Here is a 16,058-nt window from a genome sequence, read left to right on the forward strand (position 1 = left end):
GGAGAGCCCGTGCGGAGATTCGCACGGGCTCCTGCGTCCTGATCAGGTTACAGCTTCACTGCCGCGTACAGTTCGCCCACTTCCTTCAGGCTCAGCGACCTGATGGTGCCCGGCTTGGTACGGCCCAGCTTCACCGGCCCGAACTCGATCCTGGCCAGGTCGATGATCCGGTGACCCGCCTCTTCGAGCATGCGCCGTACGACGTGCTTGCGACCCTCGTGCAGCACCACCTCGACGAGCGCCTGCTGGCCGTGCTCCTGCACGATCGCGAAGCTGTCGGCCTTCGCCAGGCCGTCCTCCAGCTCGATCCCCTGCTTGAGCCTGCGGCCCAGGTCACGCGGGATCGGGCCGGGAACCTTGGCCCAGTACTTCTTCTGCACCCCATAGCTGGGATGCGTCAGCCGGTTGGCCAGCTCACCGTCGTTGGTCAGCAGCAGCAGGCCCTCGGTCTCGGTGTCGAGCCTGCCCACGTGGAACAGTCGCGGCGCGAGCTCCTCCACATAGTCCGCCAGACACGGCCGCCCCTGCGGGTCGTCCATGGTGGAGACGACGCCGATGGGCTTGTTCAGCGCGTAGTAGACCAGGTCGGGCGCGGTCGGGATGCGCTTGCCGTCCACGTGGATGATCTGCGTGGCCGGGTCCACCTTGGCCCCGAACCGCCGCACGACCTGCCCGTTCACGGTGACACGACCGTCGCCGATCATCTCCTCGCAGGCACGCCGGCTGGCCACGCCCGCCTGGGCGAGCACCTTCTGCAGCCGGACACCGCCGGGCACCTCGGTGGTGTCCCGCTCGTCGGTGTAGCCCGCGGGGAAGAGCGCGGGGTCGCGCATCGGCTGACGCGCCGTCTTGAACCGGTCGCGAGGCGCCTGCTCCCGCCCGCCACGGCCGGCGCCGGAGCCGGCCCGGGGCGAGCCGCCGAGCGTCTGCACGTCGTCCCTCCTGGGGGCACGGCCACCGTCCCGCCCAGCACCCTCGTCACGCCTGCCGAACCTGGCGCGAGCTCCCGGGGCGGCGCCTTCCCTGCGCCCGCTCCGGTCGGCCTTGAATCCGCCACGGTCCTCACGTACGGAGTGGTCACGCCCACCACGCCGGTCGGCTCCGTAACCGCCGCGGCGGTCACCGCCGCCCGAGGCGCCGCGCTCGTCGCGCCGCGCGTCACCGTCCCGGCCACCGGCACGGTAACCGTCGCGGTCACCACCCCCGCCGCGCGCCGGACGGGACCCGTCACGATCGTCACGCGAGCCGGTACGGACATCGCCGCGGCCTCCACGGGACGCCGGGCGGAAGTCATCGCGGTCACCGCGGGACGTCGAGCCCTCACGGGAGGCGGAGCCGAAGCCCTCGCCGGACCCCGATCCGTCACCACGAGAAGCCGAGCCATAACCCTCACGGGAGCCGTAACCCTCACGGGACGACGAGCCGTAACCCTCGCGGGAGCCGTAACCCTCGCGGGGAGTCGAGCCGGAGCGCTCGCGGCCTCCGGGGCGGGAGTCGTAGCCGCGCTCGGACCTGCCGCCGGCGAAGCCCGTACGCTCGCGGCTGTCGCGCCCGGGGGACCTGCCGTACCTGGCGCGGGCCCCGCCACGGTCGGCGCGGAGCGAGTCGCGGGCGGACCCGGATTCGCCCCTGGAGTCGCGGCCGTAGCCACGACCGGCGTCGTCACGGCGGGGGCCACCGCGGGAATCGGTGCGGGACACGCCACCACGCGAGTCATCGCGGCCGAACCCACTACGGGAATCGTCACGGCCGCCCCGGTCGTCACGGCGGAACCCACCGCGGTCATCACCATGGGAACCATTACGGTCATCGCCCCGGAAACCACCCCGGGGACCACTACGGTCATCGCCACGGGCGCTGCCCCGCGGACCACCTCGGTCATCGTTGCGGGACGTCCCTCGCGGACCGCCGTAGCCGCCGCGCGAGTCGCCGCGATCGCCGCGATCGTCGCGGGAGCTTCCGCGCGATCCGCCGAAACCGCCGCCGCGCGAGTCATCGCCACGGAAGCCCCCGCGCGGGCCGCCACGGCCGTCGCCACGGGAATCATCGCGACGCGGGCCGCCGCGCGCCTCACCGCGCGAGTCGTCACGGCGCGGGCCGCGTACGTCGCTGTGGGAATCGTCACGACGCGGACCGCGTACCTCACCGCGCGAGTCGTCACGGCGGGGGCCATGCGCGTCGCTGCGGGAATCGTCACGGCGGGGGCCGCCGCGTGCGTCGTCTCGGTGGGAACCGCCGCGGTCGTCGCGGCGGGGACCGTCACGGAAGTCGTCGCGGCGGGGACCGCCGCGCGAGTCGTCCGAGCGGAAGGCGGGACGTCCACCACGGCCGGCGCCGCCGGTGCGTCCACGACCGCGTCCATCACCGGACGGGGTGCTTCGCCTGTTGATCACTTTGTTGTCTCCTCGAGGTTTTCCACGTCGTCGGGGAGGAAGGGCGCGAGCTCAGGAAGCTCGCTCAGATCCTTCAGTCCCAGACGTTCAAGGAAGTATGAGCTTGTCCGGTAGAGCACTGCTTGGCTCTCCGGGTCGGAACCGGCCTCTTCGACCAGCCCCCTGGCGACGAGCGTCCGTATGACGCCGTCGCTGTTGACACCGCGTACCGCGGCTACGCGAGCGCGGCTCACCGGTTGCCGGTAGGCCACGACCGCAAGTGTTTCAAGCGCGGCCTGGGTCAGCCGCGTCTGCTGGCCATCGCGAACGAACCGCTCGACCAGTTGCGCACAGTCGGCGCGCGTGTAGTAACGCCAGCCGCCTGCGACCTGTCTCAGATCGAAACCCCGTTCGGCGGCAGTGTATTCCTCGGACAACTCCCGCAGCGCCGCCGCCACCTCGTGCGTGGGCCGCTCCAGCACCTGAGCGAGAGTCACTTCAGGTACGGGTTCGTCGACGACGAGCATGATGGCTTCCAAGGCCGCCTTGAGCCCAGGCCCCTCGACCTCCCCATCACCGCTCCCCCCAACAGCGGACGCGCCCGCTGCGCCGACACCCGCCGCACCACCACTCACCGCACCGGCGCCGGGAAAAGCCACCGGGCGTGACGCGGCCGAAACCGGTGAACCCTCCCCCGCTTCCCCGGTGCTCTCGCCGTTCTCGGTCTTCTCGGCGCTCCCGTAGTCCTCGCCGTTCCCGCTGTTCTCGGCGTTCCCGATGCTTTCGACGTTCTCGTTCTCGACGTCCCCGTTCTCGCTTTCCTTGTCAGGAGCGGCACTGGCGGGACCGGCAGGAACTTCGGTGTCGGTCTCTGGGGCGGAGGTGGCGGGGGGTGGGGGGTGATCGGGGTGGGAGGCGAGGGAGCCGGGGAGGGTCATCCAGGCGGGGATCCGGTCCTCGTCGGGGTGGTCAGTCATCTGCAGGCTTCTCCGGACTCTCCTCGTAGTCGTCGCCCACCGAGACGTCGCCGTCGTCGGCGCCTGTCCAGGTCACGTGCAGGTCGCCGAGTGGTTCGAGCTGGTCGAACGTGACGGCCGACTCCCGGAAGAGCTCCAGGACGGCCAGGAAGCGGGCGATGACCTCGTAGGTGCCCTCGCAGTCGGCGACCAGGGCGCGGAAGGTGGCTCTGCGCATCCGGCGCAGGCGCTGGACCAGGATAGCGGCTTGCTCGCGGACGCTGGCGAGTGGTTGGTAGATGTGGCCGACGTTGACGGTCGGGGGGAGCTTGGGGGTGAAGGCGCGGGCGGCGATCCTGGCGAGCTGTTCGGGGCCGATGCCGAGGATGAGCTCGGGCAGCAGGTTGGCGAACTGGGGCTCCAGGGGCGCGGTCCGGGGGAAGCGGAGGGCTTCCTGGGCCATCCGCCCGGCGAAGACCTTGGCCACCTCCTTGTAGGCCTTGTACTGCAGGAGGCGGGCGAACAGCAGGTCGCGGGCCTCCAGCAGGGCCAGGTCCTCCTCGTCCTCGACCTCGCCCGAGGGCAGCAACCGGGCCGCCTTGAGGTCCAGGAGGGTCGCGGCGACCAGGAGGAAGTGGCTGGTCTGGTCGAGGTCCCACACCGGGCTGCGGGAGCGGATGTAGGCGATGAACTCGTCGGTGACCTGGGAGAGCGAGATCTCGGTGATGTCGAGCTTGTGCTTGGAGATCAGGCCCAGCAGCAGATCGAAGGGGCCCTCGAAGACGTCCAGGTGGACCTGGAATCCCTGAGGCTCGGTCTGCTGCTCGGTCACCTGGCCATTGTCGCAGCCGCGGGCCAGCGCGACAGCACCTCGCGCGCCAGCTCGCGGTAGGCGTTGGCGCCCAGGGACGAGGGGTCGAAGGTGGTGATCGGCTCGCCGGCGACGGTGGCGTCGGGGAAGCGCACCGTACGGTTGATCACGGTGTGGAAGACCTTGTCGCCGAACGCCTCGACGACGCGGGCGAGGACCTCGCGGCCGTGCAGGGTGCGGGCGTCGTACATGGTGGCGAGCAGGCCCTCGATCTCGAGGTCCTCGTTGAGGCGCTCCTGCACCTTGGTGATGGTGTCCATGAGCAGCGCGACGCCGCGCAGCGCGAAGAACTCGCACTCCAGCGGCACCATGACGCCCTGCGCGCAGGTGAGGGCGTTGATGGTGAGCAGGCCGAGCGACGGCTGGCAGTCGATGAGGCACACGTCGTAGTGCGGCAGCAGCGGCTTGATGACGCGGCCGAGCACCTGCTCGCGGGCGACCTCGGTGACCAGCTGGACCTCGGCGGCCGACAGGTCGATGTTGCTGGGCAGCAGGTCGAGGCCTTCGACGCCGGTCTCCAGCAGCACGTCCTCGGCGGTGACGTTGCGCTCCATCAGCAGGTTGTAGACCGTGAGGTCGAGCTGGAGCGGGTTGATGCCGAGGCCGACGGACAGGGCGCCCTGCGGGTCGAAGTCGACGAGCAGCACCTTGAGGCCGTATTCGACGAGGGCGGCACCGAGGTTGATGGTGGTGGTGGTCTTGCCGACCCCGCCCTTCTGGTTGACCATGGCGACCACGCGCGCCGGGCCGTGCGTCGCGCGCGGGACCGGCTCCGGGAACACCGGCCGGGGGCGCCGCGTGGGGCCCAGATTCACGCCGCTGGAAGGCGCGTTGGTCTTGGTGTCACCCCAGGGGTTGTCGGGGGTCCCCGGGGTCGAACCGTTGGTCTTCACAGTCACCAGCTCGAACCTCCCTGACGATCCCGAACCGGACCGTCCGGACGGACACTATGGCGTCACCACCAAACCCGGCAAGGCGGCACGCCGGAGTCACACGCGCAAGGCGGCACGCCGAGGTGCCGCATGACCCAGAAGACTATAGATCATTTCAGGGCCCGGGGGTGCGCGGCGGCGTAGACCTCGCGGAGCTTGTCGACGGTGACCAGGGTGTAGACCTGGGTGGTCGTCACCGAGGCGTGGCCGAGCAGCTCCTGCACCACCCTAACGTCGGCGCCCCCGTCGAGGAGGTGGGTTGCGAAGGAATGCCGTAGAACGTGCGGAGATATCCCGGCGAGTCCGGCACGGTCGGCGGCGGACTGCAGCACCTCCCACGCTCCCTGCCTGGTCAGCCGCCCGCCGCGGGCGTTCAGGAACACCGCGGGGGTGCCGCGGCCGTGGGCGAGCAGGCCGGGCCTGGCCCGGACGAGGTAGGCGTCGAGCGCCGATCGGGCGTAGCGGCCGAGGGGGACCACTCTGGCGCGGCCGCCCTTGCCCCGCAGCAGCACCTGCTCGTGCTCCAGGTCGTCGACCGCCAGGCCGATGGCCTCGGAGATGCGGGCGCCGGTGCCGTACAGGACTTCGAGCAGGGCGCGGTTGCGGAGGGTGAGGGGCGCGCCGTCGGGGCCGGAGGCGGCGATGAGCCGCTCGACCTCGTCGACGGCGACGGCCTTGGGCAGCCTGCGGAGCTGGCGCGGCGGTCGTACGGCGTGGGCGGGGTCGTGCTGGGCGGCCCCTTCGCGCAGCGCGAAGCGGTGCAGGCCGCGGACGGCGGAGACGGCGCGGGCGGCGGAGCCCGCCACCAGGGCGGGATGCTCGCCGTCGCCTTCGCGCAGCGCGACGAGGAAGGCCCGCACGTCGGCCTCCCCCACCTCGTCGAGGCGGAGGCGGCCGCGGGCCCGCAGGTGCTCCTGATAGCGGCGCAGGTCACGCCGGTAGGACGCGAGCGTGTTGGCAGCCAGGCCCCGCTCCACCGCCAGATGGGCGAGGTAGCTGGCGAGCACCGCCTCCACGGGTCCGGTCCTTCCGTCAGGCCTCGGGTGCGTCGGCGGGGCGCATCAGGCCGAACCCCTCAACCGAAGCCGCGTACGCGGCGAGGATACCGGCCACGGCCGGGGAATTGTGGATCATTCCCATCAGGGCCTTCTCCACGGCGTCGGCCAGCGGCACCCATTCGACCGGCATGCCGATCTCCTCGTGCCGATGGACGAAGCCGTTCTCCTCCTCGGGGATCTTCGTCAGGTCGCGGGCCAGGAAGACGCGGATGCGCTCGTCGGACATGCCGGGCGAGGTGTAGAGGTCGACCAGGGTGTGCCAGGTGCGGGCGCGGTAGCCGGCCTCCTCGGCGAGCTCCCTGGCGGCCCCGGTGACCAGCGATTCGCCTTCGACGTCGCGCAGGCCGGCGGGCAGCTCCCACAGCAGGCGGCGCGTCGGGTGGCGGTACTGCCGGATGAGCAGGACCCGGTCGTCGTCGTCGAGCGCCACCACCGCGACGGAGCCGGGATGGACGACGTAGTCGCGGTCGGCGTTCTCGTCGCCGGGCATCCGCACGGTGTCGGTGACGACGTCGATGACGTGTCCCCTGAACCGCTGCCTGGACTCGACGACGTCCCAGGTCTCGGGCGTGTCCTCGATCCTCACTTGGTCACCTTGTCGGCGACGCGGCTGTCGGCGTAGACGAGGGCGGCGGTGATGAGCCCCTTGAACATCGGGTTGGCCCGGGTCGGCCGGGAGCGGAACTCGGGGTGCGCCTGGGTGCCGATGAAGAACGGGTGCGTCTCGGGGGGCAGCTCGGTGTATTCGACCAGGCGGCCGTCGGGCGAGAGCCCGGAGAAGACCAGCCCGACCTTCTCCAGCTTGGCGCGGTAGGCGTTGTTGACTTCGTACCTGTGACGGTGGCGCTCGTCGGCCTTGGCCTTGCCGCCGTAGAGCCTGCGGGCCAGCGTGCCGTCGCCGAGCTTGGCGGTGTAGCTGCCCAGGCGCATGGTGCCGCCCATGTCGCGCTCGCCGGCGACGACGTCCTCCTGGTCGGCCATGGTGGAGATGACCGGGTGCTTGGTGTCGGGGTCGAACTCGGCGGAGTTGGCGTCGGTGATGCCGGCCATGTTGCGGGCCGCCTCGATGACCATGCCCTGCATGCCGAGGCAGATGCCGAGCAGCGGGATCTTCTGCTCCCGGGCGTGGCGGATGGCGCCGATCTTGCCCTCGATGCCGCGCACGCCGAACCCGCCGGGGATCAGCACGCCGTCGACGCCGTCGAGCTCGCGCCCGGCGCCCTCGGGGCTCTCGCAGTCGTCGCTCTTGACCCAGCGGATGTTGACGCGGGTGTCGTTGGCGAAGCCGCCGGCGCGCAGCGCCTCGGTGACCGACAGGTACGCGTCCGGCAGGTCGATGTACTTGCCGACCAGGGCGATGGTGACCTCCTTGGCCGGGCGGTGCACGCGGCGCAGGAGCTCCTCCCACTCCTTCCAGTCGACGTCCCGGAACGGCAGGCCGAGCCGGCGCACCACGTAGGCGTCGAGGCCCTCGGAGTGGAGCACCTTGGGGATGTCGTAGATGGAGGCGGCGTCGACGCAGCTGACCACGGCGTCCTCGTCCACGTCGCACATCAGGCTGATCTTGCGCTTGATCGCGACCTGCACGGGCCGGTCGGAGCGCAGCACGATGGCGTCGGGCTGGATGCCGATGCTGCGCAGCGCGGCCACGCTGTGCTGGGTGGGCTTGGTCTTGAGCTCGCCGGAGGGGCCGATGTAGGGCAGCAGGGAGACGTGCAGGAAGAAGACGTTGTCGCGGCCGACCTCGTGCCTGATCTGCCGTACCGCCTCCAGGAACGGCAGCGACTCGATGTCGCCGACCGTGCCGCCCACCTCGGTGATCACCACGTCGACCTCGGGGCCCGCCATGCCACGGATGCGGTCCTTGATCTCGTTGGTGATGTGCGGGATGACCTGGACGGTGTCGCCGAGGTACTCGCCGCGTCGTTCCTTGGCGATGACGTTGGAGTAGACCTGGCCGGTGGTCACGTTGGCCGAGCCGTGCAGGTGGGTGTCGAGGAAGCGCTCGTAGTGGCCGACGTCGAGGTCGGTCTCGGCGCCGTCGTCGGTGACGAAGACCTCGCCGTGCTGGAACGGGTTCATGGTGCCGGGGTCGACGTTGAGGTAGGGGTCCAGTTTCTGCATCGTGACGCGGAGTCCGCGTCCCTTGAGCAGGCGGCCGAGGCTGGATGCCGTGAGCCCCTTGCCGAGACTGGAGGCGACACCGCCGGTGACGAACAGATGCTTGGTTTGCGATGCGCTGCGCAAGGAGGCTCCCGTGGCTCGAGGTGTGGTCAAGTGTCCACGGGCTCTCAGGATATCAAACAACGTCCCCGACATGCCCGAACAGGACGACCTGGCGGTAACTTTGGTCCTTATGTCACTTGTACGGCGGGCGATCGGCACGCTGATCCACCGCGCCTACGAGGCGATCCGCAGCGCGGGCGCCATCACCCCGGCCTCTCCGGGCGGCCACGCGTTCCGCCGCCTGGGCGACGGGGTGAAGATCGCTTTCCCGCCGGGTGCGATCTTCGGCGAGCAGTGGATCGAGATCGGCGACCACACGCTGATCGGCGAGCGGGTGTCGCTGTCCTGCGGCATGTGGCCGGGCGCAGACCTGGGCCCGGACTCGATCCTGCGGATCGGCCCGAGCTGCTCGATCGGCAGGGGCTCGCACATCGTCGCCCACCAGTCGATCGACATCGGCGCCGACGTCTTCACCGGCCCGTACGTGTACATCACCGACCAGAACCACGTCTACGACGACCCGGAGACGCCGATCGGCAGGCAATGGCCGCGCAACAGCCCGGTCTCGATCGGCTCGGGGTCCTGGCTCGGCGCGGGCGCGATCATCCTGCCGGGGACCCGGCTGGGCCGCCAGTGCGTGGTGGCGGGCGGCGCGGTGGTGCGCGGCGAGTTCCCCGACCACAGCGTGGTGGCGGGCGTGCCGGCCAAGATCGTGCGCAGCTACGACGCGGACTTAGGCTGGCACACGAACGATCGCTTGGTCACCACCTGGACCGAACATGCTTCTGGCGGTTAGCGTCAGATCATGCGGACCGCTATCTGCGAACGCCTCGGCGTCGAATTCCCCCTGTTCGCCTTCAGCCACTGCCGCGACGTGGTGGCCGCGGTCACCAACGCGGGCGGTTTCGGCGTGCTCGGCGCGATCGCGTACACGCCCGAGCAGCTCGACACCGAGCTCACCTGGATCGACGAGCGGGTGGGCGGCAGGCCGTACGGCGTGGACGTGCTCGTGCCCGGCAAGATCGACGCGTCGGCGCTGGACGGCGGCGCGCGCCTGGCCGACTCCGTGCCGGAACGGCACCGTGACTTCGTCACTCACCTGCTGTCCAAGTACGGTGTGAGCGGCCCGGCGCCGGTGGCCCGCGCCTCGGCGGACGATTTCGGCAGGCGGGTGACCGCGGCGGGCGCGACCGGGCTGATCGAGGTGGCGCTCAAGCATCCGATCGGGCTGATCGCCAGCGCGCTGGGGCCGCCTCCGCCGGAGATGGTGGCCGGCGCGCGTGCGGCCGGGGTGCCGGTCGCGGCGCTGGTCGGCACCGTGGAGCACGCGCGCAGGCAGGTGGCGGCGGGCGCCGACCTGATCGTCGCGCAGGGCACCGAGGCGGGCGGCCACACCGGCGAGATCTCCACGATGGTGCTGGTGCCGCAGGTGGTCGACGCCGTGGCGCCGGTGCCGGTGCTGGCGGCGGGCGGCATCGCCTCGGGACGGCAGATGGCCGCGGCCATGGCGCTCGGCGCGGAAGGCGTGTGGTGCGGCTCGGTCTGGCTGACCACCGAGGAGGCCGAGACCGCGCCTGTGGTGAAGCGGAAGATGCTGGCCGCCTCCTCGCTCGACACGGTCAGGTCCCGCTCGCGAACCGGCAAGCCCGCCCGGCAGCTCAGGTCCGCCTGGACCGAGGAGTGGGACGCCGGCCAGGAGAGCCCGGGACCGCTCGGCATGCCGCTGCAGATGCTGGTGGCCGAGACCGCGATGACCCGGATCGGCCAGGCCGCCGAGCGGGGCGAGCCCGGCGCGGTGGAGCTGGCCAACTACTTCGTCGGGCAGGTCGTGGGCCAGCTCGACCGGGTCAGGCCGGCCCGCGAGGTGGTCTACGAGATGGTGAGCGAGTTCGGCGACGCGGTGGAGCGGCTGGCCCGGCTCTCGCGGTGACGGACCACCTCGACTCTTTACCCGAGCTGGAGCGCGGCACCGGGATCCCCGCGCACGTGCAGATCGAGCGGTGGCTGCTCGAGTCGATCGCGGGCGGCGAGATGGAGCCCGGCGACCGGCTGCCCGGCGAGCGTGAGCTGGCCGCGCGGCTCGGCGTGAGCAGGATGACGCTCCGGCAGGCGCTGGCGACGCTGGAGCGGGACGGCGTGCTGGTGCGGGTGCCGGGGCGGCGGGGCGGCGCGTTCGTGACCGAGCCGCGCATCGAGTGCGACCTGACGGGGCTGGCCGGGTTCACCGAGCAGATGCGGCGCGCGCACCTGCGGGCCGAGGCGCGGATCCTGGTGGCCGCCACCGTGCCCGCCTCCCCCGCCGTGGCCGCCGCGCTGGAGGTCGCGGCCGGTGAGCCCGTGCACGAGGTGGCGCGGGTGCGCTCGGCCGGGCAGACGCCGGTGGCGCTCGAACGCTCCTTCTTCCCCGCCCTGCCCGGCTTCCTCGCGCAGGATCTCGGCGGGTCGCTGTACGCGCTGCTCGCCGGGCACTACGACCTGGCGCCGCGCACCGCGCTGGAACACCTCGACCCGGTCATCGCCGCGACCGCCGAGGCGGCCGAGCTCGGCATCGAGCCCGGCACGCCGCTCATGCTGATCGAGCGGACCGCCTACGCGGCGGGCGGTGTCCCGGTGGAGTACGCGCGCGACCTGTTCCGTCCGGACCGGGTGCGCCTCTCGGTGCGCAGCGGCGTCAGCGCAGCCGCTCCCCTGCCGGGTCGTACAGCGGGTCGCTGACCACGCTCCCGGCCACCCAGGCGCCTTCCACCTCGACCTCCACCTTGGCGCCGGGCTCCGCCTCCAGGTAGGCGTAGGCGATGGACGACTCCACCGTGTGGCCGTAACCGCCGGAGGTGACGCGCGCCACCACCTGCCCGTCGATGCGTACCGGCTCGTTGCCCAGGGCGACGGCCCCGGGGTCGCCGAGCGTGAGGCAGCGCAGCTTGCGCGCGGGGTGCGGGTCCAGGGCGTCCTTGCCGAGGAAGTCCTTGTCCCGCTTGACGCAGAATCCGAGCCCGGCTTCGTAGGGGGTCGTCTCCGGGCCGAGGTCGGCGCCCCAGACGCGGTAGCCCTTCTCCAGGCGCAGGCTGTCGATGGCCTTGTAGCCTCCGGCCAGCATCCCCTGCGGCTCGCCCGCCCGCCACAGCGCCTGCCAGAGCGCCAGGCCGTACTCGCTGGAGCAGTAGAGCTCCCAGCCGAGCTCGCCCACGAACGTGACGCGCAGCGCCAGCACCGGCACGTCGCCCACGGTGAGCTCCCGCGAGGTCAGGAACGGGAACTCCAGCGGGTCAGGGGTGAGCGTGGACAGGATGTCGCGGGCGCGCGGCCCCCACAGGCCGAAGCAGGCGTACTGGCCGGTCACGTCCGCGACGCGCACGTCGGCGTCGCGCAGCCGGGCCTGCTTGCGCAGCCAGCCGAGGTCGTGGGAGCCGAAGGCGGTGCCGGTGACGATGAGGAACTCCTGCTCGGCCCGCCTGGTGACGGTGAAGTCGCACTCGATGCCGCCCCGGCGGTTGAGCGCCTGCGTGTAGGTGACGGCGCCGACCTCGCGGGCCACCCGGTTGTCGCACACCCATTCCAGCAGCGACGCCGCGTCGGGCCCGGTGACCTCGATCTTGGCGAACGAGCTCTCGTCGAACAGGCCCGCCGCCGAGCGGGTGGCCCGGTGCTCGGCGGCGATCGCGGGCGAGAAGTTGCGCCCGGCCCAGCCTCGCGGCCGCTGACCCTCAGCGTCCTGCCCGTCGGCGCCCCGGACGTTGCGCTCGTAGTGGTTGACCCGCTCCCAGCCCGCCTTCTCGCCGAAGACCGCGCCGTGCGCGGCGTGCCAGCCGTAGACCGGGGACACCCTGAGCGGGCGGCCCGCCGAGCGCTCGTCGCCGGGGTAGCGGATGTCGTAGTAGGTCTCGTAGTTCTCCACGGCGCGGGCCAGCGTGTAGGAGGGCGATCGGTACTGGCGGCCGAAGCGGCGGATGTCCATGTGCCAGACGTCCATGCTGGGCTCGCCCTCGACGATCCACTCGGCCATCACCTTGCCGATGCCGCCCGCGCCGGCGATGCCGTGCGCGCAGAACCCGGCCGCCACGTAGAAGCCGCCGACCTCGGTCTCGCCCAGGCAGAACTCGTTGTCCGGGGTGAACGCCTCAGGCCCGTTGATCAGCTTGCGGATGCCGACGTCGCCCATGGCGGGCACGCGGATCCGGGAGTTGTCGGAGATCTCCTCCAGGCGCGGCCAGTCCTCGGCGAGCAGCCGGCCGTTGAAGTCGGCGGGGATCGCGTCGTAGGTGGTCCGATCGGCCGTCCACGGCGCGCAGGTGCGTTCGTACCCGCCCATGACCAGCCCGCTGACCTCCTGCCGGTAGTAGACGAGCAGGTCGGGGTCGCGCAGCGTGGGCAGCCCGGTGTGCTCGTGGAAGCCCTCGGTGACCACGTACTGGTGCGACATCGGCACGATCGGGATCCGCACGCCGGCCATCCGGCCGAGCTCGGCGGCGAACATGCCGCCGCAGTTGACCACGATCTCGCAGTCGATGTCGCCCTGGTCGGTGCGGACCCTCGTCACCCTGCCGCCGGTCACGTCGAGGCCGAGCACGCGGGTGCGGGTGCGGATCCGGGCGCCGCCCTGCCTGGCCTTGGCGGCCAGCTCGTAGCACAGGCGGGAGGGATCGATCTGGCCGTCGGTGGGCAGGTAGGCGGCGCCGACGACGCCTTCGGGGTTCATCAGGGGGAACAGCTCGACGGCCTCGGCGACGGAGATCTCCTCCAGCGGCAGCCCGAACGTGCGCGCCCAGCCGATCTGGCGGCGGATCTCGGCCATGCGCTCGGGGGTGGAGGCGAGCTTGATGCCGCCGCACTCGGTCCAGCCGGCGTCCAGGGTCCGGTAGAGCTCGACGGAGTACTGGTTCATCCTGGTCAGCGTGGGGTCGGCGCGGAGCTGGCCGACCAGTCCGGCGGAGTGGAAGGTCGAGCCGCTGGTGAGCTCGTCGCGCTCCAGCAGGACCACGTCCCGCTCGCCGAGCTGGGTCAGGTGGTAGGCGACGGAGGCGCCGCCCACGCCACCTCCGATGATCACGATGCGGGCCGAGTCGCTCATGCTGGCGAGGCTAACCGCCAGGTGATCAAAGGTCTAGACCGTTCAACGGGGCGGCCATTAGCATCGACCATGGCCATGCCCGAGGTCCTCGACCGCATCCCCTTGCTGGCCGGCGTGCCCCGCACCGTGGCGGAGCTGCCCGGCGGGCTGACCAATCGCAACTACAAGGTGACCACGCCCGGCGGGGCGTACGTCGTGCGCGTCTCGGCGAGCGACGGCTCGCTGCTCGCCATCGACCGGGACGCCGAGCACGCCGCCTCGATCGCCGCCGCGCAGGCGGGGGTGGGCGCGCCGGTGCACGACTATCTGCCCGCCGAGGGCGTGCTCGTGGTGGGCTGGCTTCCCGGGCGTACGTTCACCGAGGCCGATCTGCGTGATCCGGTGAATCTGCCGCGGGTGGCGCGGGCCTGCAGACAGCTGCACGCGGGGCCTCGGTTCGTCCGTGACTTCGACATGTTCGACGTGCAGCGGCGTTATCTGGCGATCGTGCGTGAGCGGGGGTTCCGGCTGCCGGCCGGGTATCTGGACTTCATGCCGCAGGTTGCCCAACTGGAGAAATGTCTGGAAATACAGGCAGAAGGCACCGTCCCGTGTAATAACGACCTGCTGCCGGGCAACATCATCGACGACGGCGAGCGGCTGTGGCTGATCGACTACGAGTACGCCGGCAACAACGACCCCTGCTTCGAGCTGGGCAACGCCTGGAGCGAGTCGGACCTGCCGCTCGGCCACCTCGACGAGCTCGTCACCGCCTACTACGGCCGCCGCCTGCGCGGCAAGATCGCCCGAGCGCGGCTGCTGGGTCTGATGTCCAAGTACGGCTGGACCCTGTGGGCCTCGATCCAGGACGGCGCCAACGACGCCATCGACTTCGACTTCTGGGCGTGGGGCATGGAGAAGTACGAGCGGGCGGTGGCCGAATTCACCGGACCGGACCTGGCGCGCCTCATGGACGAGGCGGCGCGGGCAGACTAGGGCCATGTTCGCCGCACTGACAGGGCTGGGCCTGTCCACGGCCGCCGGCCTCAACGCCTACATCCCGCTGCTGGTCGTCGGCGTGCTGGCGAACCTCACCGACGCGGTGAAGCTGCCGGACGGCTACGCCTGGCTGTCCAACTGGGGCGTCCTGGCGATCATCGCGGTGCTGCTGGCGGCGGAGATGGTCCTGGACAAGGTGCCGGTCGTCGACAGCGTGAACGACGCGATCCAGACCGTGGTGCGCCCGGCGTCGGGCGGCGTGGTCTTCAGCGCCACCAACGCCGCCGCCGAGCTCGACGGCTCCACCTGGATGACGGCGAACCCCTGGGCGAGCTGGCTGCTGGGCATCGTGGTGGCGCTGGCCGTGCACGCGCTGAAGTCGGCGACCCGGCCGGTGATCAACGCCGGCACCGCGGGAGTGGGCGCACCGGTCGCGAGCGCGGCCGAGGACGCCGGCGCGCTGGGCATGAGCCTGATCGCGGTGTTCGTGCCGCTGCTGGTGATCGTGGCGCTGGCGCTGCTCGCGCTGGTGGCCTGGTGGGCGATCAGGAGGGTACGCCGCTTCAGGGTGAGGAAGAGGAGCCGCCCGCATCCGCCTCCAGGGTGATTCGCCCGCCCCCTTGGCGTCCGTACCGTGTCATATGGGGCGGATCACCGCCCGTACGAGCCGTCAGGGCGCACCGTGGTCCCCGCCCGGCGCCCGGACGCACCCGGGCCCGGCAGCGTCCCGCTGCCGGGCCCGCCCGCTCAGGAACCCGCCGCTTCCTTCACTCGTTCCACCCGACGAGCGCGGCCCAGCCGCCCAAGCGAGATATCCTCAAGGCGAGAACTCAACAGGAGGTGGCCACGATCAGCGAAATCTTCCTCATCGTGCTGGTGATCTTGGCGTTCCTCCTACTGGTGGCCGGAGTCGGCATCTACTTCCTGGTCAAAGTAGGCAGGAAAGCCGCGGTCAAGGCCCGGCAGGCCACGACCAGGCTGACCACGCACGTCAACGCGATGGGCACCGGCGACGCCGCCGAGGTGGAACGCCTCCGCCTCGACCTGCGGCGCGAGGTCTCCCTCACCCGCCAGGCCGTGGAGCAGGCCCAGCAGCAGGGCTGGGGCCTCGGCGATCTGCCGGTCCTCCTGGCCGACCTGACGGCCCAGGCCGACGTGCACGACGGCCAGCTCGGCATGTACGCCCAGCAGCGCCGCGTGTCCCCGTACGTCGACCACGCCACCCTCGACCGGCTGCGCGAGCACCAGGCCAAGCTGACGGCGATGTGCGCCCGCATCCGCGCCGACCTCCTCAGCGACCAGGTCCAGCACACCGCCACCGGCATCAACGACCTGCACTCCCGCACCGACCTGGAGATCGAGGCCCGCCGCCGCGCCCCCGACCCGCTGGACGAGATCGACGACCTCTACCGCCGCACCATGCAGGAGCGCAGAGACCCCTCCTGAGAAGGCCACCGCGACCCGACCCGCCACGGAGGATGCGACCCTGAGCACGGCCTTCTCCTCTGATGGATTTCACCCTGGCCCGCCAGGTGGCTGGACCGCCGACATGCTCGACCACCTGCCCTCCGACGCGCCCGAGCACGTCGAGTTGATC

Annotated in this window: 14 protein-coding genes; 6 read left to right on the top strand and 8 right to left on the bottom strand. The window is 71.4% G+C overall.

Going from position 1 to position 16,058, the window contains the following annotated elements; all coding sequences use genetic code 11:
* Positions 1–47 precede the first annotated feature (47 nt).
* The 7 genes from ACIBQX_RS04820 to ACIBQX_RS04850 form a co-directional block, all read right to left on the bottom strand.
* Positions 48–1,700 (bottom strand): pseudouridine synthase, encoded by a 1,653-nt coding sequence (locus ACIBQX_RS04820; RefSeq protein WP_397000638.1) that lies wholly within the window; start codon positions 1,698–1,700, stop codon positions 48–50.
* Positions 1,701–2,389: 689 nt separating this feature from the next.
* Positions 2,390–3,007, bottom strand: coding sequence for an SMC-Scp complex subunit ScpB (gene scpB / locus ACIBQX_RS04825; protein WP_397001544.1), 618 nt, complete (start codon positions 3,005–3,007; stop codon positions 2,390–2,392).
* A gap of 334 nt (positions 3,008–3,341) precedes the next feature.
* Positions 3,342–4,160, bottom strand: coding sequence for a segregation and condensation protein A (locus ACIBQX_RS04830; RefSeq protein ID WP_397000640.1), 819 nt, complete (start codon positions 4,158–4,160; stop codon positions 3,342–3,344).
* Entirely contained in the window at positions 4,157–5,098 is a 942-nt protein-coding gene (locus ACIBQX_RS04835; protein WP_397000642.1) for a ParA family protein, read from the bottom strand. The genes ACIBQX_RS04830 and ACIBQX_RS04835 overlap by 4 nt, the downstream gene beginning before the upstream one ends.
* A gap of 143 nt (positions 5,099–5,241) precedes the next feature.
* On the bottom strand, positions 5,242–6,147 hold the full coding sequence (locus tag ACIBQX_RS04840; protein WP_397000644.1) for a site-specific tyrosine recombinase XerD: 906 nt from the start codon (positions 6,145–6,147) through the stop codon (positions 5,242–5,244).
* 16 nt (positions 6,148–6,163) lie between these two features.
* Positions 6,164–6,775, bottom strand: coding sequence for an NUDIX domain-containing protein (locus ACIBQX_RS04845; RefSeq protein ID WP_397000646.1), 612 nt, complete (start codon positions 6,773–6,775; stop codon positions 6,164–6,166).
* Entirely contained in the window at positions 6,772–8,436 is a 1,665-nt protein-coding gene (locus ACIBQX_RS04850) for a CTP synthase (protein ID WP_397000648.1), read from the bottom strand. The genes ACIBQX_RS04845 and ACIBQX_RS04850 overlap by 4 nt, the downstream gene beginning before the upstream one ends.
* 70 nt (positions 8,437–8,506) lie before the next feature.
* Between ACIBQX_RS04850 and ACIBQX_RS04855 the strand changes: the two genes are divergently transcribed.
* From ACIBQX_RS04855 to ACIBQX_RS04865, 3 genes are read left to right on the top strand one after another with little or no spacing between them, the layout of a single operon-like run.
* Complete coding sequence (locus tag ACIBQX_RS04855; RefSeq protein WP_397000650.1) at positions 8,507–9,211, top strand: acyltransferase; 705 nt, start codon at positions 8,507–8,509, stop codon at positions 9,209–9,211.
* 9 nt (positions 9,212–9,220) lie between these two features.
* Positions 9,221–10,345: an NAD(P)H-dependent flavin oxidoreductase gene (locus ACIBQX_RS04860; RefSeq protein WP_397000652.1), complete on the top strand. Its 1,125-nt coding sequence runs from the start codon at positions 9,221–9,223 to the stop codon at positions 10,343–10,345.
* Positions 10,342–11,130, top strand: a complete 789-nt coding sequence (locus tag ACIBQX_RS04865; RefSeq protein ID WP_397000654.1) for a GntR family transcriptional regulator — start codon at positions 10,342–10,344, stop codon at positions 11,128–11,130. Before ACIBQX_RS04860 ends, ACIBQX_RS04865 begins: the two co-directional genes overlap by 4 nt.
* On the opposite strand, the gene ACIBQX_RS04870 is transcribed toward ACIBQX_RS04865, so the two are convergent.
* On the bottom strand, positions 11,087–13,483 hold the full coding sequence (locus ACIBQX_RS04870) for an FAD-dependent oxidoreductase (RefSeq protein ID WP_397000656.1): 2,397 nt from the start codon (positions 13,481–13,483) through the stop codon (positions 11,087–11,089). The two genes, ACIBQX_RS04865 and ACIBQX_RS04870, sit on opposite strands and share 44 nt — an antisense overlap.
* A 69-nt stretch (positions 13,484–13,552) precedes the next feature.
* On the opposite strand from ACIBQX_RS04870, the gene ACIBQX_RS04875 reads away from it, so the two are divergent.
* The 3 genes from ACIBQX_RS04875 (at position 13,553) to ACIBQX_RS04885 (ending at position 15,907) form a co-directional block, all read left to right on the top strand.
* Complete coding sequence (locus ACIBQX_RS04875) at positions 13,553–14,458, top strand: phosphotransferase (protein ID WP_397000658.1); 906 nt, start codon at positions 13,553–13,555, stop codon at positions 14,456–14,458.
* 4 nt (positions 14,459–14,462) lie between these two features.
* A complete protein-coding gene (locus ACIBQX_RS04880) occupies positions 14,463–15,068 on the top strand; it encodes a DUF4126 domain-containing protein (protein ID WP_397000660.1) in 606 nt (201 codons plus the stop codon).
* 233 nt (positions 15,069–15,301) lie between these two features.
* Positions 15,302–15,907 carry a hypothetical protein gene (locus ACIBQX_RS04885; RefSeq protein ID WP_397000662.1) on the top strand — a complete coding sequence of 202 codons (606 nt, stop codon included), beginning with the start codon at positions 15,302–15,304 and terminating at the stop codon, positions 15,905–15,907.
* Positions 15,908–16,058: the final 151 nt, after the last annotated feature.

The organism is Nonomuraea sp. NPDC049714 (assembly GCF_044465295.1).
Lineage (GTDB): Bacteria > Actinomycetota > Actinomycetes > Streptosporangiales > Streptosporangiaceae > Nonomuraea.